Origin of the sequence: Streptomyces pactum, assembly GCF_016031615.1 — a bacterium.
Lineage (GTDB): Bacteria > Actinomycetota > Actinomycetes > Streptomycetales > Streptomycetaceae > Streptomyces > Streptomyces pactus.
Window position 1 is genome coordinate 4,591,439 of the sequence record NZ_JACYXC010000001.1, and the last position, 22,430, is coordinate 4,613,868.

Genomic DNA, 22,430 nt, shown 5'->3' on the forward strand with positions numbered 1-22,430 from the left:
CGTCCCTGCGCGCCCCGGTCCCGGGGCTCCGGCGCGTCCGGCCGGCGGGCCCGGTGCGTCCGGCCCGTACGGGCGGGGTCCGGGCGGTCCCGGGGCGAGCCGGCCCGCCATTGCTCGGTCCGGCTTCTCCGCCCATCCGGTCCGGTCGGGGCCACTCCGTGTCCAGGCCCGTGGGCCTGTGGCCGGTCGGCGCGGTTCGGCCGCCGTCCGGCTGTACGGCTTCCCGTCCCGGGCGGGCGGTCCGCCCGTACGGCGGGGTCAGGGCCGATCCCGCCCGCGCCCCCGTCCCTGCGCCCCCCGGTCCCGGGGTTCCGGCGCGTCCGGCCGGCGGGCCCGGTGCGTCCGGCCCGTACGGGCGGGGTCCGGGCGGCTCCTGGCGGGGCGGGGGCCGCCCGCCCCGTTGCCCCGGGTCGAAAGGCGTACCCGCTCCGCGCCCGCCGGCGGGCACCGGCATCCCCGGACGGGTGGTGACAGTTGGCGATTCAGTCTCTAGGGTTCCTGAATATGGATATGCACACTGTGGTGGTGGGGTCGTCCGGGACGACCGCCGACGATGTCATCGCCGTGGCCCGCGGCGCCGCTCGGGTCGAGCTGTCCGCCGACGCCCTGGACGCCGTCGCCGCCGCCCGGCGGGTGGTGGACGACCTGGCCGCCAAGCCCGACCCGGTCTACGGCGTCTCCACCGGCTTCGGCGCCCTCGCGGTGCGGCACATCAGCCCCGACCTGCGCGCCCAGCTCCAGCGGAACATCGTCCGCTCGCACGCCGCCGGGATGGGCCCGCGGGTGGAGCGCGAGGTGGTGCGGGCGCTGATGTTCCTGCGGCTGAAGACGCTCGCCTCGGGCCGTACCGGCGTCCGTCCGGTGGTCGTCGAGACCATGGCCGCGGTGCTCAACGCGGGCATCACCCCGGTGGTGCACGAGTACGGCTCCCTCGGCTGCTCCGGTGACCTCGCCCCGCTGTCCCACTGCGCCCTGACCCTGATGGGCGAGGGTGACGCCGAGGGGCCCGACGGGCGGCTGCGGCCCGCCGCCGAGCTCCTCGCCGAGCATGGCATCGCCCCGGTGGAGCTGCGCGAGAAGGAAGGACTGGCGCTGCTCAACGGCACCGACGGCATGCTCGGCATGCTGCTGATGGCCTGCGCCGACCTGGCCCGCCTCTACACCTCCGCGGACATCACCGCCGCCCTCTCGCTGGAGGCGCTGCTCGGCACGGACAAGGTCCTCGCCCCCGAGCTGCACGCCATCCGCCCGCACCCCGGGCAGGCCGCCAGCGCCGGCAACATGCTCCGGGTGCTGGCCGGCTCCGGCCTCACCGGCCACCACCAGGACGACGCCCCGCGCGTCCAGGACGCCTACTCCGTGCGCTGCGCGCCCCAGGTGGCGGGGGCGGGCCGGGACACCCTGGCACACGCCCGGCTGGTCGCCGAACGGGAGCTGGCCGCGGCCATCGACAACCCGGTGGTGCTGCTCGGCGACGCGGACGGCGGGCCCGGCCGGGTGGAGTCCAACGGCAACTTCCACGGCGCCCCGGTCGGCTACGTACTGGACTTCCTGGCCATCGCCGCGGCCGACCTGGCCTCCATCGCCGAGCGGCGCACCGACCGGCTGCTGGACAAGAACCGGTCGCACGGGCTGCCGCCGTTCCTCGCCGGCGACGCGGGCGTGGACTCCGGCCTGATGATCGCCCAGTACACCCAGGCCGCGCTGGTCAGCGAGTTGAAGCGGCTCGCCGTCCCGGCCTCGGTGGACTCCATCCCGTCCTCCGCGATGCAGGAGGACCACGTCTCGATGGGCTGGTCGGCGGCCCGGAAGCTCCGTACCGCCGTGGACAACCTCTGCCGGGTGATCGCCATCGAGCTGATGACCGCGACCCGGGCGATCGAGCTGCGCGCCGGACTGACGCCCGCCCCGGCGACCCGGGCGGTGCTGGCCGCGGTGCGCGAGGCGGGGGTGCGGGGGCCCGGCGAGGACCGCTTCCTCGCCCCCGACCTGGCCGCGGCGGACGCCTTCGTCCGCTCCGGCGCGCTGATCGCGGCCGTGGAGCCGGTGACCGGCCCGCTCGCCTGACTGCCCCGGCCACACCCGGCACCCCCGGCCACACCCGGCACCCCCGGCCGCAGCGGCTCGCCCTCCGGCCGGGGGCACGGGCGGCGGGGCACCAGGACCACGGGCATCGGCGACCCGGGCCGGCTCCGGGCAGGACAGCGCCTCCGGGCACGCGAGGACGGCGGGGGCCGCCCGGACCGGCGCGGACCCTCGCGGACGGCGGGCCAGCGCGGGCGGCCGGCCGGCGCGGGATTCCGCGGACCGGCGGCCGGCGTGGCCCGGCGCGGCCCCGCGGGGGTCAGTACGCGGCGGAGCGCGGGCGGCGCATCGAGGCGGTGACCATGGCTACGCCCAGGCCGAGGAAGCCCACGCCACCCACCACGTACGGGGTGACGTCCACGCTGCCGGAGTCGGCCAGGTCCGGCCCGCCCGGGGACGGGACCGGGGAGTCACCGCCGGTGGCCGGTCCGGAGACCTGCCGGGCGTACGCCGGGGACCGGCCGGCCGGCCCCTCCCCGCCCCGCGCTTCCGTGGCGTCCGCGGACGGCACGAACCACAGGGCGCACAGCATCGACCCCGCGGCGGCGGCGGTCAGCAGTGGTCGGCGTGCGGTCAAAGGATGCATCCCCCTTGAGGCTGCGGCGAATTGAGCCCCGTTGCGTCCGATCGTAGTGACCCCCGCGGGTCGCGCGGAAGCGAGGGCGCCACCGGCGCCGCCGGGCCGTAACCTCCGTCCATGGACGCTACGGAAACATCCCGATATGTACGTATCCACGTCGAGGTGGTGCTGGAGGTCACCGACGCCGGCGCGCTGACCCGGGCCGCGGTCGAACGGATCGAGGCCGACGAGTTCATGCTGGACGAGGAGCGGGACCGGGCGCGGGAGGCGGTCCGCACCGACGAGGCCGAGGCGCTGGCCTACCTCGTCGAGCCGGTCGACCTGGTCGCCGAGGTGCCCGGCGCCGAGCTGGCCCAGGCCTCCTGGAGCTGTGAGCGGACCGCGTTCGACCCGGAGGCGGCGGACTGGGAGCTCGGCGACACGGAGTGAGCGGTGAGGGGGGCGGGCCCGCCGCCGGAGGGCGGCCCGCGCGGCCTCCCCGGACGCCCGCCGGAACCGTGCGCGGCGGCGTCCGCGGGGGCCGTGGCGCCGGTCGGGCTCCCGCCTGACCGGCGCTTTTTGCTAAGTGGTATCGCCCACAGTTTTACTGAACATGGAACCGCCCGAAAGGCGCAGGCGTTCTGTACGGAGTACCGGGGCCCTTGTGAAACAAGTGTTCCGGTTCGGGGTTTTTGGGGTCCAGTAGCTATGGAGATACCTGTGATGACGGACGGTAAGCACCGCAAGGGGATAGCGGTCGCGGCCGCTGTGCTCAGCGGTGTGCTCACCCTGGCGGCGTGTGGCGGGGACGACGACAAGAAGGACGAGGGCGGCAGCCAGGGGCACGGCAGGTCGGCGGCCCAGGTCGACGAGGCCGCGGCGGCGAAGGCGTCGGACGCCAAGATCACCATCTCTCCCAAGAACGGCGCCACCAACGCCGGCATCAACAGTGACGCCAAGGTCACCGTCAGCGGTGGCAAGCTCACCAAGGTCGTGATGACCGCACCGGCCACCGGCGCGACCGTCGAGGGCACCATCTCCCCCGACGGCAAGAGCTGGACGCCGGCCGGTCAGCTGGAGCGCTCGACCCAGTACAAGATCACCGCCGAGGCCACCGACTCCCAGGGCCGGCAGGCCACCGAGAACTCCGCCTTCACCACCGTCTCGCCGGCGAACAGCTTCATCGGGAACTTCACCCCTGAGGACGGCTCCACGGTGGGCGTGGGCATGCCGGTGTCGATCAACTTCGACAAGGCGGTGACGAAGAAAAAGGACGTCCAGTCCCACATCACCGTCACCTCCACCAGCGGCCAGCAGGTGGTCGGTCACTGGTTCGGTGACCAGCGCCTGGACTTCCGGCCCAAGGAGTACTGGAAGCCGAACTCCACGGTCACCCTCAAGCTCGACCTGGACGGCGTCGAGGCGTCCAACGGCGTCACCGGCGTCCAGGACAAGACCGTGACCTTCAAGATCGGCCACTCCCAGGTCAGCACCGTGGACGTCAAGAACAAGACGATGACCGTGGTGCGGGACGGCAAGACCCTCCGGACGATCAAGATCTCCGCGGGCAGCGCGGAGAACCCGACGTACAACGGTCAGATGGTGATCTCCGAGAAGTTCAAGGAGACCCGGATGAACGGTGCCACGGTCGGCTTCACCGACGACGACGGCAAGGGCGAGTACGACATCAAGGACGTGCCGCACGCCATGCGCCTGTCCACCTCGGGCACCTTCATCCACGGCAACTACTGGGGTGCCGACTCCATCTTCGGCGCGGCCAACACCAGCCACGGCTGCGTGGGTCTGAACGACGCCAAGGGTGCCAACGACCCGAACCAGGACGGTGCCTGGTTCTACGAGAACTCGCAGATCGGCGACCTCGTGGTGGTCACCGGCTCGCCGGACAAGACCATCCAGCCGGACAACGGCCTCAACGGCTGGAACATGAGCTGGGACGAGTGGGTCGGGGGCAGCGCCACCGGCGCCTGATCCCACCCGGAGCGGACCGGACCCCCGTTCCACCACAGCGCAACCGCCGGGCGGCGGTCGGCATCCGTGCCGGCCGCCGCCCGGCGTCGTCGTGTGCGGGCCGGGGCGCCCGGTGTGGCGCGGCATCCGTGCCGGCCGCCGCCCGGCGTCGTCGTGTGCGGGGCCGGTGCCGTCGCGCGTCCTCGTCGTGGGCCGGCCCGGGGCGCGCCGGCTGCCGTCCGGTGCCGCCGGGAGCGGGCCCGGGCCGCCGGGCCGGGGTCACCCGGGCCCCGGCGGCGTGACGAGGGGGGTGCGGCGCCGGGCACCGCCCGGCGGCCGGGTCACCGCCGGGCCGCGCGCAGGTCCCGGCTCCGGACGATCCGCAGCCCGCACCCGTCGTCGTACGGGTCGCCGTCACCGCCGACCAGCGACAGCGCCGCCTGCACCGGCAGCCAGGTCAGCCCCAGCAGCCACCGCCGCACGCACTGCCAGAACCGCGGCCGGCCCGCGTCCGCCGCCCGCACCACCCGGGCCAGGCAGAGGAACTTGCCCACCGTGGTGCGGAAGAGCATCGGGCCCAGCACATGGTGCGCGAAGGACACCCCGAGCACGCAGACGGCCAGGGCGAAGGTCGAGAAGTGGTTGCCGCTGGTGGTGATGGTGCCCGCGGGCACCCCGAGGTCCGTCCCGTCCGGCAGCCGCAGCGCGATGAGGCTGCCGCCCAGCAGGGTGAGGAATCCGTCCACCACGGAGGCGCACTGCCGGCGCAGGTCCCCCACCCCGGCCGGCACCGGACGGGCCGGTGCGCCGGGGCCGCCTCCCGGGTGGGGCGGCGGGCCGGGGTACGGGTGGGCGGGCGGCGGCGAGGGCCAGGGAGTCCGAGAATCGTTCACAGCCGGACATCCTGCCGTCCGCCTGTGACGGTTCCTTCTCAGTTCGATGGCCGGCCGGCATCGAACCGCTCCGCGTGCGGCACCCCGCCGAAGGGGTTGTCGATGACGTACCGCCAGCGGCCGTCCGGACCGCGCCGGGCCACATCGGTGGCCGTGGCCCGCACGTGCACCCGGTCCCCGTCCGGCCCGGTGCCCTCGATCTCCCAGTCCACCACCAGCAGCGCCAGGCCGTCGTCGGTGACCTGGACCTCCCGCGGCCGGACCGCGATGGGCAGCCCGAGGCCCAGGAACGCGGCGTTGGCCCGCTCGATCGCGGCCGGGGAGCGGGCCGGCTCCCCGGTGGGCGGCACGAACACCGCGCCGGGCTCGTAGAGTTCCGCCACCGCCCGGGCGTCCCCGCTGTTGAACCGCGCGGCGAACACGGCGGGCAGGTCCTCGGCGGTGAGCGGCAGCTGGGTGGCGTGGGAAGTCGGTGAGGTCATGGGGCGTTCCTCTCGGTCGGGGCCGGTGGCCGGTGCGGCCCGACGATAGGAGGCGCCCTCGTGACTCACCCAACGGTTCGCCACGGCCTGCCCGACGACCCCCGGGCCCGGGTCGCGGCCCCCGACCCGGACTGCCCGGTCGAGATCGCCCTCGCCGCGCTCCGGGGCCGCTGGACCACCCTGGTGGTCCGGGAACTGCTGCGCGGCGACCACAGCTACAGCGAGCTGGCCGCCGCGCTCCCGCGCCTCTCCGACAAGGTGCTCACCGACCGGCTCGCCCAGCTCACCGACGCCGGCGTGGTGCGGCGCACCCGCACCCCCGGCTGGCCGCCGGCCGTACGGTACGAGCTCACCGCGCCCGGGGACCGGCTCGACGACGCCCTGGACGGTGGGGCCTCCCGGCTCACCGCCGCCCCGGCCGGCTGGGAGGCGGTCAGCCGCGCCCTGGTCGCGGCCGGCACCGCGACGGTACGCGGCTGCTGGCAGCGCGGCTGGCAGCCGGCCGATCTGGTGCGCGCCGTCCGCCGCGAGCGCGGGGACGGCGACCGGGTGCGGTTCCTGGTGGACATGATCGCGGCGGAGGCCAGGACGGCTCCCCGGGCGTCGGGCGGCACGGCGGGGGATACGGCCCGGGGTACGTCCGGCGGGGGCCCCGGTGGCCGTGCGGCGGACCCCCGCTGGGCCGCCCAGCTGCGGGAGCTGGACGCCCGGGTGTGGTGGGGCGGCGACGACGGTTACCTGGACGGGCTCGCCGGCCGGGAGCGCACCGACCGCTTCCGGACCGCCTCCACCGTGCTGGACGCGCTGCGGCTGGCCGGCCGGCTGCCCCGGATCCCTCCGCTGGAGCCCCCGGCGCCCCGGCGGGCGGCGGGGGCGGGGGAGCCCCGGATGCTCGGGCGCGTCCGGGCCCTGCTGGCCAAGGCGGAGTCCAGCTCCTACCCGGCGGAGGCCGAGGCGCTCTCCGCCAAGGCCCAGGAGCTGATGGCCCGCCACAGCATCGACGCGGCGCTGCTCGACGCCGGCGCGGTGTCCGGTGCCGGGCCGGACGGGGCCGAGGCGCCCGGCGCCTGCCGGATCGGGATCGACGCCCCGTACGAGGCGGCCAGGGCGCTGCTGCTGGACGCGGTCGCGGAGGCCAACCGCTGCCAGGCGGTGTGGTCGAGCGACCTGGGCTTCTCCACGGTGGTCGGCTTCGAGGCCGATCTGGAGCTGGTCGAGCTGCTGTACACCTCGCTGCTGCTCCAGGCCACCACCGCGATGAACCGGGCGGCCGACCGGCACCACGCCGGCGGGCGGTCCCGCCGTACCCGGGACTTCCGGGAGTCATTCCTCATCGCCTACGCGGACCGGATCAGGGGCCGGCTCGCCGAGGCCACCCGCACCGCGACCGACGCCGCGGCCCGCGAGGCCGCGGCCGGCGGGGCGGGCGGGCCGGAGCTGCTGCCGGTGCTCGCCGCCCGCGAGGTGGCGGTGGGGGAGACCGCCGGGCGGATGTTCCCGGAGACCACCGCGCACCGGCTCAAGGGGCGTGACGCCGACGGCTGGGCACACGGCACCGCCGCGGCCGACCGGGCCCGGCTGCGCTGACGCCGGTACCCGCCGCACACCGTGCGCGGCGGCGCCCGGCCCCGACACCCGGCCGTACGGGCGGGACCTGACGAGCGGCCCGCAGGGCGGGCCGTGACGGCAGGTTGAGACGGACGGCCGTGACGGCCGGCCCCGACGGACCGGCCCCGCGGTGGAACGTACGGGACCCGGCGGGGCCGCGGCCGGACTCGGGCGGGTAGGCCGCCGGACGGACGGACCCGGCGAGGCGGACGGGCCGCGGCAGTGCCGCCGGACGGGCCCCCGTGAGGCGGCCGGACGGCCGGACGGCCCCCGCGGGACGGCGCCGGCGGTCAGTCGCGGGCCGCGAACCGTACCGGGAACGGCCCGGTCACCGCGGCCCCTCCCGCCGCAGGACGTGGACGTCCCCCGCCTCCCCGAGGTGGCGGTAGGAGGTGCCCGGGTGCAGCTGGCGGGCGTAGGCCGCAACGTCCTCCGGGGTGCGGTACGGGTCCTCCTTCAGCGCGATGTAGTCCGGCTCGATGCCCCGGGTGTCGCCCACCCAGAAGACCCGGCAGCGGTTGGTGAGGCGGCTGATGGGGCCGACGTTCGCCTCCACCGAGGCGTCGTCGGGAATCCGGTCGAGCAGCCGCTCGGCGGCGGCCACCGAGGCCGGCTTGCGGTAGGTGTCCGGCACCGTCAGCCCGTACAGCGGCAGGGAGCTGGTCAGCGCGACCGACGCGGCGGCCACCGCGACCGGCATCTGCCGCGCGTAGGCGGCGAGCCACGGGCGCGGGCTGCGCCGGCCGCGGTCCACCGCGTCCACCAGGGCGAGGAAGACGATCGGCATCAGCACCGCGTTGTAGTGCCAGTCGGTGCCCCAGTAGTGCTCCTCGTGGGAGACGAACCGCCAGCCCAGGGTGGGCAGGACCGCCAGCAGCAGCGGTGAACGGAGCGCCAGCAGACCGGTGGTGGGCAGCAGCACCCAGGCGAGCGTGCGCAGCGCGGTGTCCAGCGGAATGGTGGCCTCCGCGGCGCCGCTGTCCATCTTCTCCCAGTAGGCGTAGTCCCCGCCCCCGTTGAAGCCGGGGATGATCACGCCCAGCGCCAGGGCCGAGGCGATCACCCCGAACGCGGCCAGCCCGATGGCGTACAGCACGACCCTGGTGTCGCCCCCCCGGCGGCAGCGCAGCCAGATGACCGCCCCGATGACCGCCACCGTGGCGCCCAGGTCCTCCTTGACCAGGACCAGCGGGGCTGCCCACAGCATCGCCGGGTACCAGCGCTCCCGGATCACCGCCTCCAGGGCGAAGGCGAGCAGCGGCATCGCGAAGGCGATCTCGTGGAAGTCGAAGTCCACCGCACGCTGCACGCCCCAGGACAGACCGTAGGCGGCGCCCATCAGCAGCCCCCGGCCGCGGCCGAACAGGTGCGCGGCGACCCGGGTCACCGGGATCACCGAGACCGCGAAGAGCAGGGCCTGGGCCACCAGCAGCGTCGCGGGCCCGGGGAAGAGCCGGTAGAAGGGGGCGATGAGCGCGGTGACCGGGCTGAAGTGGTCGCCCAGGATGTTCGCCCCGGGACCCTTGAGGTCGGCGACCGGGGCCTGGAGGTGCGCGTAGGAGCGGATGGCCTGCTCGAAGATTCCCAGGTCCCAGGACATGTTCTCCATGCGCCGGTGCCGGGAGACCGACAACAGCGTGTAGAGCACGAAGAGCACCAGGGCCAGCCAGTACGGGTCCAGCGCCGGCCGGCGGAGCGCTGCCGCCCGGGCCCGCGGGCCCGCGGGGACCGTGGAAGCGCTGCTGTCCGCCGCGGTGCCGGGCGGTGCGGTGGCGGCCGTATCCATCCAGGGTCCTTATCGTGTGGGCGTCTGGCGAAAAGATACGCGAAGGGGGTTTCCGGGGTGCGAGGACGGTTTCCGGGACGGGACCGGGCGAGGGCGGCGAACCCCGGGACGGCGGCTTCCGGAGCGTACGGGGCGGCCGCCGACCGGGACCACGGCGGCAGCGGCACGCCGGGCGGCGGCGGAACAGCGGAAGGCGACGGCCCCGGCGGCAGCGGTGTGCCGGGCGCGAGGGGGTGGCGGGGCGGGGCCCGCACGCGCGGCGGGAGCGGTGTCCGCGGCGCGGACGGTACGGCCGGCGGGGGCTTCGGCCCGGAGCCGGCCCGGAGCCGGGTCCGGGCCGGGGTGCGTGGGAGGACCGGCCGGGCGGGTGCCGTGGTGCTCACCGCGCTGCTCGCGGCCGGCGGGTGCTCGGTGGACCCGGACGGTTCCGGCGGGCCGTCCGCCGGCGGCGGTCCAGCGCCCGACCGGCGGGTGGTCAGCCCGCTGCGGAACCCGGAGGGGACGCGGCCGGGGCTGGCGCCGGTGACCTCGGACGCGGACCGGGCGGCGGCCCGGGCCGTCATCGAACGGGTCGCGGTGAAGGGCCCCGGGCCGCGCACCGGATACGACCGGGACCGGTTCGGCCACGCGTGGACGGACACCGCCGACGGCGTGCCGTGGGCGCGGAACGGCTGCGACACCCGCAACGACCTGCTCCGGCGGGACGGCCGCGAGCTGCGGTTCCGGTCCGGCTCCGACTGCGTGGTGATCGCCATGACGCTGTCCGACCCGTACACCGGGCAGCGCGTCGAGTGGCGGAAGGAGAAGGCCGCCGAGGTGCAGATCGACCATGTGGTGCCGCTGTCGTACAGCTGGCGGATGGGCGCCGCCCGGTGGCCGGAGGACAAGCGCGAGCGGTTCGCCAACGACGCGCTCAACCTGCTGCCGGTCCTGGGCCGGGCCAACACCGCCAAGCGGGACTCCGGGCCGGCCGCCTGGCTGCCCCCGAACCGCTCGGTCCGCTGCGCCTACACGCTCCGGTTCGCCCAGGTCACCCTGGAGTACGACCTCCCGGTGACGGCGGCGGACAAGGCGATGATGCTCCGCCAGTGCGGCGGCTGACGGACCGCCGGGCGGTCCGCGCGGTGGCCCCGGCGGCCCGGGTGGTCGAGGCGCCGGCCCGGACGGCGGGCGGGGCGTCCGGCGGTCCCGGGGGCCGGGCCGGTGGTGACGCGGGTGGCGCGGCCGTTGGTCCCGGTGGTGGCGCGGGTGGTGGGGCCGGCGGTCCCGGTGGTGGCACGGGAGGTCCGGCCGGCGGTCCCGGTGGTGGCCCCGGCGGCCCGGGTGGTGGCCCGTACGGTGGCCCCGGCGGCGGGTCCGGAGGCGGACCCGCCGGTGGTGCGTACGTCGCCGGGGACGGGTACGCCGCCGGTGGTGCGTACGGCGGTGGTCGCCGGTACGCCGTCGAGGGCCGGCACGCCGTCGGTGGTGCGGCCCGGCGCCGTACGGGGTGCGGCGGGGCCGGGCGGCATCAGCCGGCCTTCTTCCAGTCGTTGCAGTTGTTGGTCTTGAAGTAGGCGTCACCGGGGGCGATGGTCACCACGCCGGAGCCGGTGACGTTCTCGTTGGCGGCGATGGACTCCAGACCGTGCAGGGCGTCCTTGTCGCGCTCCCAGTAGCAGCCGATGTCGCCGTCGTTCCCCGCGGACTTGTAGGTGCCCGGGGCGATGTCCACGCCCACCCGGTACATGCCGCCCTTGCCCGAGAACTCGGTCTTGGGGGTGCCGCCGGCGGCGGGCTTGTCCGGGACCGCCTCCCAGTCGTTGCACCCGTTGGACTTGAAGATCTTGTCGGTGGGCTTGATCGTCACGTACGAGGCGCCGGTGACGTTGTCGTTGGCGAGGATGGAGTCCATCTCGCCGCTGGAGTCCTTCGCCCGCTCCCAGTAGCAGCCGCCGAGCTCGTCGTTGCCGGTGGTCCGGTAGGTGCCGGGCTTGACGTCGGAGCCGACCTCGAAGGTGCCGTCGCCGTCGATGGCCGGCTCGGCCTTCTCCTCCTTCTTCTCCGTGCCCTTGCCGGAACCGCCGCCGGAGTCCTTCCCGGCCGACTGCGTGGTCCTGTCCTTGGAGTCCTTGTCGTCGCCGCCCCCGCCGGCGGCGGCCGTACCGATGGCGGCCACCACGACCACCGCACCGATGCCGGTGAGGACCTTGTGCCGGGCGAACCAGTTCTGCCGCTTCTGCGGGGGCTGGGCGTGAGACATCGACATCGGGCGCACCTTTCGGCAAGGGAAATCTGTGAGTTCCGCCGTCGCGGCGGGGCCGTTCAACGGGATCAATAACAGCACGAGCTGTGAACCGAGTCAACACGGTTCACAGGGGTACGCCGATTCACGACGTGAAGGGGTCTCTCCGTGGTGCGCGGGTATGCTCGACGCCACGCAGCGCGGCTCAGTAGGGACACGGCAAGGCGACGGGGTGGGCCGAGGGCGGGGAACAGCCGGCGACGGACGTGACGGGTGACGATGTGACAGACGGCAACGGAGTGATGGGCAACGACGCGGCACCGGACGGACCGGCGCCCTCCGCCGGGCGGCGCGGGACGACGGGCGGTCCGGCCGTCCCGGAGGCCACCGCCACCGAGGTGACCGCCGCCGGGATCGCCCGGCTGGCCGGCGTCGGCCGCGCCGCCGTCAGCAACTGGCGTCGCCGCCACGCCGACTTCCCCCGGCCGGTCGGCGGCACCGAGACCAGCCCCACCTTCGCGCTCCGCGACATCGAGCAGTGGCTGCGCAGCCAGGGCAAACTCGCCGAGGTGCCGCTGCGGGAACGGGTCTGGCAACTGCTCGCCGGGCACCCCGCCGGAGCCGCCGTCGCCCTGCGGCACGCCGGTGCCGTCCTGCTGCTGGTGCGCCACCGGCCCACCGCCTGGGACGAGCTGCGGGCCGCACCGGACGCCCAGCTCGCCCAGTGGCTGCCGACCGCGCTCGCCCCGGTCCTCACCGCCCGGCTCGGCGAACACCACCCGGTGCCGGTGCCGGACGCCGCGACCCTGCTGGCCGACGTCGCCCTGATCCGCGGCGCGGCGCAGCTCGCCACCGAACTCGGGCCGTGCGAGGCGTACGAGTTCCTGCTCGGCCGCCATCTCGACGCCAACCCGCGCCAGTACACCCTCACCCCGCCCGGCCCGGCCGAGCTGATGGCCGACCTCGCCGGGGTCACCACCGCCACCGCCCGCACGGCGACCGCCGGCGCCCCGGCCGGCGCCGGCCCGGACCAGGAGGACCCCGCGGCCTGCGACGGGCCCACCGTCCTGGACCCGGCCTCCGGCACCGGCGGCCTGCTGCGCGCCGCCACCGCCGCCCGCCACCGCCACGCCCAGGAGGCCGACCCCGACCTCGCCGCGCTCACCGCGCTGCGGCTGGCCCTGGACTTCGACACCCCGGTCCGGGTGCGCGCCGGCGACACCCTGCGCGCCGACGCCTTCCCGCAGCTGACCGCCGACGCGGTGATCTGCCACCCGCCGTTCAACGAGCGGAACTGGGGCCACGACGAACTCGCCTACGACCCGCGCTGGGAGTACGGCTTCCCGGCCCGCACCGAGTCCGAGCTGGCCTGGGTGCAGCACGCGCTGGCCCGGCTCCGGGACGGCGGCACCGCGGTGCTGCTGATGCCGCCGGCCGCCGCCTCCCGCCGGTCCGGCCGGCGGATCCGCGCCGACCTGCTGCGCCGGGGCGCGCTGCGCGCGGTGGTCGCCCTGCCGGCCGGTGCCGCCCCGCCGTACGGCATCCCGCTCCACCTGTGGGTGCTGCGGCGCCCGGGCGCCGGGCAGCCGGCCGCCCCCCAGCTGCTGCTGGTGGACGCCGCCGAACTGGCCGCGCCGGGCGGCCCGGGCGCCGGCCCGGGCGCGGGCCGGGACAAGCTCGACTGGCCGGCCGTGCACCACGCGGTGCGCGCCGCCTGGCAGGACTTCGACCGGCACGGCACCGTCGCCGAGGAGCCCGGCGTCCGCCGCTCGGTACCGGTCATCGAACTCCTCGACGACGACGTCGACCTCGCCCCCGCCCGCCATCTGCCGCCGCCCGCCGCGGGCGGCGGGGCCGCCGAACTCGCCGCGGTGCGCGACCGGCTCGCCGACACCCTGGTCCGCACCACCGCGCTCACCCCCGGCGCGCCCTCGCCCACCGGCCCGGCCCCGGCCGCCACGGCCTCCGCCGCCGGCGCCCGCTGGCCCATGACCACCGTCGGCGAACTCGCCCGGGCCGGCGCCCTGGTGCTGCGCAACGGCGGGCCGGCCACGGCCGCGGCCGGCGACGGCGGTGCCCCGCCGCTGCTCACCGAGCACGACGTGCTCGCCGGCACCGGCCCCTCCGGCACGCTGCCGCCGGCCGCCCGCGGCGACCGGGCCGCCGCCGAGGAACCGGTGCTCACCGAGGCCGGCGACGTGGTGGTCCCGGTGCTCGGCGGTGGTGCCGTGGCCCGGGTCGTGGACGGCACCACCGCCGGGGCGGCGCTCGCCCGCAACCTGTGCCTGCTCCGGCCGGACCCGGCCGCCCTGGACCCCTGGTTCGTCGCCGGCTACCTGCGCGGCAGCGCCAACCAGCGGCAGGCCAGCAGCTACGCCTCCACCGCCACCCGGCTCGACGTGCGGCGGCTGCAACTGCCCCGGCTGCCGCTGGACGAGCAGCGCCGCTACGGGGAGCGGTACCGCGCCCTCGCCGCCTTCGAGGAGGCGCTGAAACTGGCCGGCCGGCTCGGCGAGCAGCTCGTCCAGGGGCTGTACGACGGGCTGGCGGACGGCACCGTACCGCCGCAGTGAGCCGGCGCGCCCGCGCGGCCCGGGCCGGTGCCCGCGCCGTGCCCGCCCGTGGTCGCCCCGGCCCGCGCGGCCCTGGACCCGCGCGGCCCCGGCCGCCTGTGGTGGGGGGTGCCCGCGAGGCCCGGGCGGGCGAGGGCGGGTGCCCGGGTGGTGAGGAGGTGCGTGGTCCGCGCGCGGTGGCGCGTGGTCGGGTCCGTGGTCGTGCCCCTGGCCCGGCCGTACCGTCCCCATGCCGCCGGTCCCACCGGGACCCGCCCCGCTCCGCGCGGGCGGCCTCCGGCCCCGGCTCCGGGTCGACGTGGAGGCCATCTGTGGACATGCGGACATGTGGATATACGGGCATAGGGACATGTGGGCGTGCGGGGGTGACGGGGGGCGCGGGTGAACAGGGGGGGGCCGGTGCGCTCGCGCGGGGAGACCGGCCGACGGGCCGCCGGAGCCCGTCGGGGCCCGAGGGCGCCGGGGCCTCCGGGCCCGCCGGCTCCCGGCTCTTGCGGCCCCGGCGCCGGTGCGTTCGGTCGGGGCCGGTGCGTGCCGGCCCGGCAAGGCCCCGCGGGGGCATCCGCGAACGCCCACCGGGCCGGGCCCGGAGCGGGGCGCGGGTGCCCGGGCGCGCCTGCCCGGCGCCGGCCGCACCGGGTCGCCCCACGCCCGGGACCGCCCGGCTGCCCCGGGCCCTGCGGCGGCGGGCCGGCCGACCGGTGCCCCGGGCCCTGCGGCGGCGGGCCGGCCGACCGGTGCCCCGGGCTCTTCGGCGGCGGGCCGGCCGACCGGTGACCCGGCGGCGGTCGGGCCCGCGAACCAATCCGCACCACCCGGGTCACACACCCCGCGCCGGTGTATACGCTCAGGCCAACCTCGCACCCCAGGAGCATCGATGAACGGCCCAGGCCCCGGCCCCGGCTACCCGCACCCGCAGCAGAGCCGCCGCACTCCCACCCCGGCGGTCCTGGTGCTGATCCGGGTTCTCTTCGTCGCCGTCACGGTGTGCACCGTGGGCTTCCTCGGCTGGGTGCCGATGCTGCGGCTGGCCATCGTGCGGCGGCGGAACACGGACTGGGCGCTGTTCTGGACGGTGCTGGCGCTCACCCTGGTCTGCGCCGGCTTCCTCACCGAGTCCAACTCCGACCACATCTCCTCCGACATCGCCATGGCCGCCCTGCTCGTCATGGCCGCCGGCGTCGTCGCGTACTACCTGGTGACCGACATCCGGCTGCACCGGACCGGGCCCGGCGCCGGCCCGTTGCAGCCGGCCGGGGCGGGCCACCCCTACGCCCCGTACGCCGCCGCGCCCGGGGCCGTTCCCGGTGCCGTCCCCGCGCCCGGGTTCGTCGCGGGGGCCGCCGCGGGGCCCGTACCCGCCGCCGGCGCCGTCCCGGCGGTGGCGGTACCGCCCGGCTACGGCTATCCGCAGCCCGGGTCCTACCCGCCCCGGGGCCGGCCGGCCATCCCGCCGCCGGTCACACCCCGCCCCCGGGGGCCCGCGGGTCACCCGGCCTCCGGTCACACCCCGCCGTACGCCCCCGTCACCGGCCCCCGGGCCCTCGTCGCTCCAGCACCCGCAGCACGCGCAGCACGCGCAGCACGCCCCGCACGCGCAGCAGCCGCAGCCGGCCCGGCAGGCGCAGCAACCCCCGCCGTCCGCACAGCCCCCGGCGCCCCACCCGACGCAGTCGCAGCCGTCCCATCCGTCACACCCGTCCTCGCAGTCGCAGCCGTCCCCGCAGCCGCGGCCGTCGCAGCGGATCGGGCAGGTCCGTGCCGAACTGGACGAGCTGAGCGATCTCCTCCGCAGGGAGCAGGAGCGGTGAACGGACGTCTCGTCGCGGACCGCTACGAGCTGTCCACGCTGATCGGCCAGGGCGGCATGGGCCAGGTGTGGACCGGGTACGACCGGCGCCTGGACCGGCGGGTGGCGGTCAAGCTGCTCCGCCCGGACCGGATGGCCGGGCCCGGCGGCCAGGGCACCGAGGACGCCGTCGAGGAACTGCGCCGCCGGTTCGTCCGCGAGTGCCGGGTCACCGCCCAGGTGGACCACCGGGGGCTGGTGACCGTCCACGACGCGGGCAGCGACGGCCCCGACCTCTACCTGGTGATGAGCCTGGTCGAGGGCGCCGACCTCGCCGACCACCTCGCCGAGCACGACCCGTACCCGTGGCCCTGGGCGGTGAGCGTGGCCGCCCAGCTGTGCGCGGTGCTCTCCGCGGTGCACGCGGTCCCCATCGTGCACCGCGACCTCAAGCCGCGGAACGTGATGGTCCGGCAGGACGGCACGGTCACCGTGCTCGACCTGGGGGTGGCCGCCGTGCTGGACAACGACACCACCCGGCTCACCCACACCGGCTCGCCCATCGGCAGCCCCGCGTACATGGCGCCCGAGCAGGCGATGGGCGGCGCCGTCGGCCCGTACACCGACCTGTACGCGCTCGGCGTGCTCCTCCACGAACTGCTCGCCGGCACCGCGCCGTTCGCCGGCTCCACCGCGCTCGGGGTGCTCCACCGCCACCTCTACGAGGCGCCGGTGCCGGTCCGCCGGCTCCGCCCCGAGGTGCCCGAGGCCCTCGAAGCGCTGGTGCTGCGGCTGCTCGCCAAGGACCCGCAGGAGCGCCCCGCCGACGCCCACGAGGTGTACCAGGCGCTCGCCCCGCTGCTGCCCCGCCCCGGGCACGACACGCCCCCAGCGGCCCCATGGACCCCACCCGCCCCTTCCTGCGGCCGCACGCCCCCTGGCCGGACCGGCCCGTCGCGCCCGCCACGCCCCCGGCGGCGGCCACCCCGCCGGCGCCCGTGCCGGACATCGCCGGCGCCGTCGACCAGGTCAAGTTCCTCCTCGACCAGGGCCGCATCACCCAGGCCGTGGACATCCTCGGCGGGGTGCTGCCGGCCGCCGCCGCCCGGCACGGCGAGCACTCCGCGGTCGTCCGGTCGCTGCGCAAGCAGTACGCGGCCACCCTGATGGACGACGGGCAGTACCGCCGGGCCCTGCCGGAGCTGCGCCGCCTCGCGGACGAGTACGCCACCGAGTCCGGCCCGGACGCCGTCCGGCAGGCGCTGCGCTTCCGCTACGAGGCGGCGCAGTGCCTGGAACAGCTCGGCGAGGCCGCCGCCGCGCTCGTGGAATACCGCGCGGTGCTGCCGTACTTCGAGAGCCAGGCCGCCGCCGACCCGGGCGAACCGCTGGAGATCCGCCGCCGGATCGGCCATCTGCTGCTCGCCGTCGGCGACCGCGCCGCGGCCCACGACACCCTCGCCCGGCTGCTGTACGACGCGGAACTGGTGCACGGCCCGCACCACCCGCTGCCCGCCGAGGTCCGCCGCACCCTGCACTGGCTCGGCCAGGTCCACGGCTGACCCGGCGGGCCGGGCCGCCCCGGCGCGCCCGCCGGCCCGTACGCCCGGCGCCGCCGCGGCCCGGGCCCGTACGGCGCCGGCGGGACCGGCGCGGCCGGAGCCCGTACGGCGGGACCGGCGCGGCCGGGCCCCGGTACGGCCGGCGCCGCCGCACTCCGGAGACCCGGTACGGCCGGGAACCCGCACCACCGGGGGCGCCCTCACGATCGGGAGCCCGACGACCGGGCGTCCGCACGACCGGGGGCCCGCACGAGGACCCGCGCGCACCGGGGCCCGCCGGCCGGACACCCGCGGGTCCGGGCGGGGGACCGCGCCGAACGGGTGCCCCCGGCGCTGCCGAACGAGTGGCCCGGCCTGCCGAACGGGTGGGCTCCCGAGGCCGCCGGGGGCCTGAACCGGCCACCCGGGGCCGCGTCCGCGCTACCCAACTCCTTGCGAATCGTTGGTCCCACCGGTAGCTAGCCGGGGCCCGGACTCCCTACCATCTCGCCAGATCAACGCTCGTCGCCCGACCATCGCCCAAGCCGGGAGGCTCACTGATGATCCGCCGCCGCACAGCGCTCTCCGTCTCCGCCGCCTCCGCCGTGCTCCTCGCGGCCCCACTCCTCACCGCCTGCGGCAACGACGCGCGCCCCGGGGCGGCGGCGGTGATCGACGGTGAGCGGATCACCGTCGCCCAGCTCCAGGCCAACGTCCGGGTCGTCCGCGACGCGCAGCGCGAGTCCCCGCAGGCCCGGCAGCTGGTGGCCGGCTCGGGACGGCTCAACCAGGACGTCCTGGCCCGGCTGATCAAGTACGAGGTGATCGAGCGGGCGGCCCGGCAGAGCGGGGTGACCGTCACCCGGCGCGAGGTCCAGCAGGCGCGGAAGCAGGTCGAGTCCCGGCAGGGCGGGGCCGACACGCTCCGCGCGCTCTACCTCCAGCAGGGCGTCGCGCCGCGCCAGATCGACCAGGAGGTCCGGGTCGGCGTGACCCGCGTCAAGCTGGACCGCGCACTCGGTCCGCAGGGCGCGAGCGAGCTGCTGGTCCGCACCTCCAAGGCGCTCGACATCGAGGTCAACCCCCGCTACGGGACGTGGGACGACATGCGCGGCCTGGCCCTGGCCCAGGACCCGTGGCTGCGCCCGGCGGAGGCCGGCCGGCAACAGCAGCAGCCCGCGTGACCGGCCGGCCCTGACCCGGGCCGGCCGGACACCGTACGGACCGCCCGGTGCCGGTCCGTACGGTGCGCGGGCGCGCGGGGGCCGGACGGCGCCCCGGACCGGGTGGTCCCGCCGTCCGGCCTCCGGGCCGCGCGGGGACGGCCGGACGGGTGGCGGACGGTCTGCGTTACGTTCGAAGGGTGAATCCTGCACCCCACAGCGCCCAGGGCCGCCTGGTCCTGCTCACCACCAGCCACCGTGTCGCCCCCGGCCTGCTCTCCTGGCCCGCCTGGCAGGCGCTGCGCGGCGCCGACCGCGTCCTGTGCGCCGACCCCGGAAACCCGCAGCTGCCGTATCTGCGGGAGGCGGGGATCGTGGTCGAACACGCCGAGCCGGACGCCCGGGAACTCGTCGGCTACTGCGCCGACGGCGGACGCACCGCCCTGGTGATCACCTCCGCCGAGGGCGAGACCGCCCTCACCGACGGGCTGGCCCGGATGGCCGGGTCCGGGCGCGAGCGGATGCCCGACCTGGAGCTGCTGCCCGGCTCCTACGACCTGCCGGGCGCCCGGCTGCTGGACCTGGTGCAGGTCATGGACCGGATCCGCGCCGAGTGCCCGTGGAGCGGCACCCGCACCAGCGAGGAGCTGGTGAAGTACGGCCTCGAAGAGGCGTACGAGCTGGTCGAGGCCATCGAGGAGGGCGACCGGGAGGCGCTGCGCGAGGAGCTGGGCGACGTGCTCCTCCAGGTGGTCTTCCACGCCCGGATCGCCGAGGACCACCCGGACGCCCCGTTCTCCGTCGACGACGTGGCCGGCGGCATCGTGGAGAAGCTCATCCGTCGCCACCCGCACATCTTCGGGGAGGGCACCGCCGAGACCCCGGAGGAGGTCAGGGCGAACTGGCTGCGGACCAAGGCGGCCGAGAAGCGGCGCAGCTCGGTCACCGAGGGCGTCCCGCTCGCCCAGCCGGCCCTCGCCCTCGCCGCCAAGCTGGCCTTCCGGGCCCGTACCGCCGGGCTCGACGTACCGCTGCCGCGCGGCGAGGGCCCGGGGTACGAGCTGCTGGCGCTCGCGGTACGCGCCGAGGCGGAGGGAGACGGGGAGACCCGGAGGGCGGCGGAAAAAGGGACTCCGGGGTTCCGTACCGGCCGCATGGGGTGGCATAAAAGGGGTACTCACACCATATGAGTACTTTCGCCAGTGTTGAGTTCGCCGCACGCGATCATCTGGTCGGTATCGGCCCGCTGGTGGCGGGGATCGGCGTCGTCATCTTGCTCGTCGCGGCCGTCTGGTGGGGCATCCGGGTGGCCGCCAGGGAGCGCCGTCCCACCGAACCGCAGCCGCGCGCCGGTGCGTGGCAGACCGCCGAGGAGCACCGGAGCGGTCATGTGACGTCGGAGGACCACGGCCCGGGCCACCAGGAGTCCGAGCGCCACTACGAGCGGTACGGACGCAAGCCCACGGAGGTACCGCGGGACGGGGTCCGGCACATGCCGTACGAGTTCGGCAACTTCGGCAGCGAGGAGGACCCGGAGAAGAAGCCCACCAAGTGGACCCCGGGCCACAGCGGGTCCTGGGGCACCGGCTGAGCGACGCGGCCCGGCCCGCTGGCCGGGCCGGACCGCGGCGGAGCGCGCCGCCGGACGTGAGCGTTGGCGTCCGGCGGCGCGCTCCGTGCGTGCTGCGCCGGCGCTCGGCGCTCGTCACACGGCACGGGCGGTGCGCGGGACGCTCGGTGCGGGCGCGCGGCCGGGGCGCTCGCGTGCGGCGGGGTGCCGACGGGCCGGCGCGGCGGGGTACGGGGTACCCGATGGGCCGGCGCGGCGGCGCCGGAGAGCACCTGACGCCGGCGGACGCCGGTCGGCCTCGTGCGCCCGGCCGACCCCCGGGGTGCCGGTGGGCCTGCCCCCGCCGCCCACCGCCCGCCCGTGCCCGCCACCGCCGACCCGCGCCGCACCCCGCGATACGGTCGAACCGTGCCCGACCAGCCCCACCCGTCCCATCAGCCCGACCCGTCCCACGAGCCCGGCCCGTCCACCGGGCCCGAAGGCCGTGGGCCCTGCCCGGCCGGTCGCCCGCACCGGCCCGGCCCGTCCGCCGGAGCCGATGACGACCGTCCCGGCCCGTCCACCCCTCCCGGCGCCCACGCGTCCGGCCCGTCCGCCGGAGCCGATGACGACCGTCCCGGCCCGTCCACCCCTCCCGAGGCCCGCGAACCCCACCCGTCCGCCACACCCGGCGCCCACTCGTCCGGCCCGTCCGCCGCAGCCGACGGCGAAGAGTCCTGCCCGGCGGCCGTAGCCGACGGCGGAACGTCCGGGCCGGCGGCCGTGCCCGAGCTGTTCAGCTGGCAGTTCGCCGCCGATCCGTACCCCACGTACCACCGGCTGCGGGAGCGGACGCCGGTCCACCGGACCACGCTGCCCAGCGGGGTGGAGGCGTGGCTGGTCACCCGGTACGCCGACGCCCGGCAGGCGCTGGCCGACCAGCGACTGTCCAAGAACCCGCTGCGGCACAGCGAGAACGCCCACGGCAAGGGCAAGGTCGGCATCCCCGGCGAGCGCAGCGCGGGCCTGATGACGCACCTGCTCAACATCGACCCGCCGGACCACACCCGGCTGCGGCGGCTGGTGTCCAAGGCGTTCACCCCGCGCCGGGTGGCCGAGTTCGCCCCCCGGGTCCAGCAGCTCACCGACCGGCTGATCGACGGTTTCGCCGGGCGCGGGGAGGCCGACCTCATCCACGAGTTCGCGTTCCCGCTCCCCATCTACGCCATCTGCGACATGCTCGGCGTCCCGGCCGAGGACCAGGACGACTTCCGGGACTGGGCGGGCATGATGATCCGCCACGACCTGCCGGACGGCCGGCGCACCCCGCGCGGCGGGGTGGCCCGCGCGGTGAAGCGGATGCGGGCGTACCTGGCCGAACTGATCCACCGCAAGCGCGAGGCACTGGCCGGCGACAGCGGGGCGGACGACCTGATCTCCGGCCTGATCCGGGCCAGCGACCACGGCGAGCACCTGACCGAGAACGAGGCCGCGGCGATGGCCTTCATCCTGCTGTTCGCCGGCTTCGAGACGACCGTGAACCTCATCGGCAACGGCGCCCACGCCCTGCTGCGCCACCCCGCCCAGCGGGAGCTCTTCCAGCGGGCCGTCCACGACGGTGACGAGGCGCTGCTCGCCGGGGCGGTGGAGGAGCTGCTGCGCTACGACGGCCCGGTGGAGATGGCCACCTGGCGCTTCGCCACCGAGCCGCTGACGCTGGGCGGCGCCCGGATCGCCGAGGGCGACCCGGTGCTGGTGGTGCTCGCCGCCGCCGACCGCGACCCCGCGCGGTTCCACGATCCGGACACCCTGGACCTCACCCGCCGGGACAACCAGCACCTCGGGTACGGACACGGCATCCACTACTGCCTCGGCGCCCCGCTCGCCCGGCTGGAGGCGCAGACCGCCCTGGCCACCCTGCTGCGCCGGCTGCCGGACCTGCGGCCGGCCGTGGAACCGGACCAACTGCGCTGGCGCGGCGGGCTCATCATGCGCGGACTGCGCACCCTTCCGGTGCGGTTCACCCCGGAGTGCTCCGCCCCCGCCGGAACGGCCCCGGACACCCCCGCGGAACGCCCCGCCACCAGCGGGAAGTGACGCAGGGTCAGGACGTGATCTCCGCGTGACCTCGGCTACATCGGCTTGTGACTCCCGGGTGGCCCGATTATCTTCGGGCGACGACCCACAGCCGTCACATGAGAGGCGATCGC

General features: G+C 76.5%; 17 protein-coding genes and 1 pseudogene. 11 read left to right on the top strand and 7 right to left on the bottom strand.

The annotated features are described in order from the left end of the window. Positions 1-504: 504 nt before the first annotated feature. Complete coding sequence (gene hutH, locus IHE55_RS18150) at positions 505-2,067, top strand: histidine ammonia-lyase (RefSeq protein WP_197989980.1); 1,563 nt, start codon at positions 505-507, stop codon at positions 2,065-2,067. A 277-nt stretch (positions 2,068-2,344) separates the two neighbouring features. On the opposite strand, the gene IHE55_RS18155 is transcribed toward hutH, so the two are convergent. Continuing rightward, positions 2,345-2,662, bottom strand: a complete 318-nt coding sequence (locus IHE55_RS18155; protein WP_372442771.1) for a hypothetical protein — start codon at positions 2,660-2,662, stop codon at positions 2,345-2,347. Positions 2,663-2,782: 120 nt separating this feature from the next. Here IHE55_RS18155 and IHE55_RS18160 point away from each other — a divergent pair, with 120 nt between their 5' ends. Together IHE55_RS18160 and IHE55_RS18165 are read left to right on the top strand one after the other, a co-directional pair. Continuing rightward, positions 2,783-3,094, top strand: coding sequence for a hypothetical protein (locus IHE55_RS18160; RefSeq protein WP_197989982.1), 312 nt, complete (start codon positions 2,783-2,785; stop codon positions 3,092-3,094). Between the two features lie 273 nt (positions 3,095-3,367). Next, a complete protein-coding gene (locus IHE55_RS18165; RefSeq protein WP_232265614.1) occupies positions 3,368-4,633 on the top strand; it encodes a L,D-transpeptidase in 1,266 nt (421 codons plus the stop codon). Between the two features lie 320 nt (positions 4,634-4,953). Here the strand turns inward: IHE55_RS18165 and IHE55_RS18170 are convergent, their stop codons facing one another. After that, positions 4,954-5,505: an RDD family protein gene (locus tag IHE55_RS18170; RefSeq protein ID WP_197989984.1), complete on the bottom strand. Its 552-nt coding sequence runs from the start codon at positions 5,503-5,505 to the stop codon at positions 4,954-4,956. 38 nt (positions 5,506-5,543) lie between these two features. After that, positions 5,544-5,987, bottom strand: a complete 444-nt coding sequence (locus tag IHE55_RS18175; protein ID WP_197989985.1) for a YybH family protein — start codon at positions 5,985-5,987, stop codon at positions 5,544-5,546. Between the two features lie 60 nt (positions 5,988-6,047). Here IHE55_RS18175 and IHE55_RS18180 point away from each other — a divergent pair, with 60 nt between their 5' ends. After that, positions 6,048-7,574: a winged helix-turn-helix transcriptional regulator gene (locus IHE55_RS18180; RefSeq protein WP_197989986.1), complete on the top strand. Its 1,527-nt coding sequence runs from the start codon at positions 6,048-6,050 to the stop codon at positions 7,572-7,574. A 349-nt stretch (positions 7,575-7,923) separates the two neighbouring features. On the opposite strand, the gene IHE55_RS18185 is transcribed toward IHE55_RS18180, so the two are convergent. Beyond that, entirely contained in the window at positions 7,924-9,381 is a 1,458-nt protein-coding gene (locus tag IHE55_RS18185; RefSeq protein ID WP_197989987.1) for a DUF2079 domain-containing protein, read from the bottom strand. Positions 9,382-9,723: 342 nt separating this feature from the next. Between IHE55_RS18185 and IHE55_RS18190 the strand changes: the two genes are divergently transcribed. Further along, positions 9,724-10,482, top strand: coding sequence for an HNH endonuclease family protein (locus tag IHE55_RS18190; RefSeq protein ID WP_372442693.1), 759 nt, complete (start codon positions 9,724-9,726; stop codon positions 10,480-10,482). A gap of 409 nt (positions 10,483-10,891) precedes the next feature. Here the strand turns inward: IHE55_RS18190 and IHE55_RS18195 are convergent, their stop codons facing one another. Next, positions 10,892-11,629 (bottom strand): Rv1352/Rv1906c domain-containing protein, encoded by a 738-nt coding sequence (locus IHE55_RS18195; RefSeq protein ID WP_307826725.1) that lies wholly within the window; start codon positions 11,627-11,629, stop codon positions 10,892-10,894. Positions 11,630-12,003: 374 nt separating this feature from the next. Between IHE55_RS18195 and IHE55_RS18200 the strand changes: the two genes are divergently transcribed. Further along, complete coding sequence (locus tag IHE55_RS18200) at positions 12,004-14,178, top strand: N-6 DNA methylase (RefSeq protein WP_307826891.1); 2,175 nt, start codon at positions 12,004-12,006, stop codon at positions 14,176-14,178. A 903-nt stretch (positions 14,179-15,081) separates the two neighbouring features. On the opposite strand, the gene IHE55_RS18205 is transcribed toward IHE55_RS18200, so the two are convergent. Both IHE55_RS18205 and IHE55_RS18210 read right to left on the bottom strand, forming a co-directional pair. Then, on the bottom strand, positions 15,082-15,348 hold the full coding sequence (locus IHE55_RS18205; RefSeq protein WP_197989988.1) for a hypothetical protein: 267 nt from the start codon (positions 15,346-15,348) through the stop codon (positions 15,082-15,084). A 356-nt stretch (positions 15,349-15,704) separates the two neighbouring features. After that, positions 15,705-15,866, bottom strand: a complete 162-nt coding sequence (locus IHE55_RS18210; RefSeq protein ID WP_197989989.1) for a hypothetical protein — start codon at positions 15,864-15,866, stop codon at positions 15,705-15,707. 119 nt (positions 15,867-15,985) lie between these two features. Here IHE55_RS18210 and IHE55_RS18215 point away from each other — a divergent pair. The 5 genes and pseudogenes from IHE55_RS18215 to IHE55_RS18235 all read left to right on the top strand — a co-directional run bounded on the left by IHE55_RS18215 (position 15,986) and on the right by IHE55_RS18235 (position 22,317). Continuing rightward, a pseudogene (locus IHE55_RS18215) lies at positions 15,986-17,529 on the top strand (protein kinase domain-containing protein). A gap of 539 nt (positions 17,530-18,068) precedes the next feature. Further along, the gene (locus IHE55_RS18220) at positions 18,069-18,692 is read left to right on the top strand and encodes a SurA N-terminal domain-containing protein (protein WP_197989990.1); all 624 of its coding nucleotides are present in this window, start codon (positions 18,069-18,071) and stop codon (positions 18,690-18,692) included. A 179-nt stretch (positions 18,693-18,871) separates the two neighbouring features. Further along, entirely contained in the window at positions 18,872-19,861 is a 990-nt protein-coding gene (locus IHE55_RS18225) for a nucleoside triphosphate pyrophosphohydrolase (RefSeq protein ID WP_307826726.1), read from the top strand. Then, entirely contained in the window at positions 19,858-20,262 is a 405-nt protein-coding gene (locus tag IHE55_RS18230; RefSeq protein ID WP_197989991.1) for a DUF6479 family protein, read from the top strand. Before IHE55_RS18225 ends, IHE55_RS18230 begins: the two co-directional genes overlap by 4 nt. A 741-nt stretch (positions 20,263-21,003) precedes the next feature. Continuing rightward, positions 21,004-22,317 carry a cytochrome P450 family protein gene (locus IHE55_RS18235; protein WP_197989992.1) on the top strand — a complete coding sequence of 438 codons (1,314 nt, stop codon included), beginning with the start codon at positions 21,004-21,006 and terminating at the stop codon, positions 22,315-22,317. Positions 22,318-22,430: the final 113 nt, after the last annotated feature.

What these genes read in the sequence shown, in the direction of transcription:
- hutH (WP_197989980.1), top strand. Translation starts at nt 505, where the DNA reads ATGGATATGCACACTGTGGTGGTGGGGTCGTCCGGGACGACCGCCGAC.
- IHE55_RS18160 (WP_197989982.1), top strand. Translation starts at nt 2,783, where the DNA reads ATGGACGCTACGGAAACATCCCGATATGTACGTATCCACGTCGAGGTG.
- IHE55_RS18165 (WP_232265614.1), top strand. Translation starts at nt 3,368, where the DNA reads ATGACGGACGGTAAGCACCGCAAGGGGATAGCGGTCGCGGCCGCTGTG.
- IHE55_RS18175 (WP_197989985.1), bottom strand. Translation starts at nt 5,987, where the DNA reads ATGACCTCACCGACTTCCCACGCCACCCAGCTGCCGCTCACCGCCGAG.
- IHE55_RS18185 (WP_197989987.1), bottom strand. Translation starts at nt 9,381, where the DNA reads ATGGATACGGCCGCCACCGCACCGCCCGGCACCGCGGCGGACAGCAGC.
- IHE55_RS18195 (WP_307826725.1), bottom strand. Translation starts at nt 11,629, where the DNA reads ATGTCGATGTCTCACGCCCAGCCCCCGCAGAAGCGGCAGAACTGGTTC.
- IHE55_RS18205 (WP_197989988.1), bottom strand. Translation starts at nt 15,348, where the DNA reads ATGACGAGCAGGGCGGCCATGGCGATGTCGGAGGAGATGTGGTCGGAG.
- IHE55_RS18210 (WP_197989989.1), bottom strand. Translation starts at nt 15,866, where the DNA reads ATGGGACGGCTGCGACTGCGTCGGGTGGGGCGCCGGGGGCTGTGCGGA.
- IHE55_RS18220 (WP_197989990.1), top strand. Translation starts at nt 18,069, where the DNA reads ATGATCCGCCGCCGCACAGCGCTCTCCGTCTCCGCCGCCTCCGCCGTG.
- IHE55_RS18230 (WP_197989991.1), top strand. Translation starts at nt 19,858, where the DNA reads ATGAGTACTTTCGCCAGTGTTGAGTTCGCCGCACGCGATCATCTGGTC.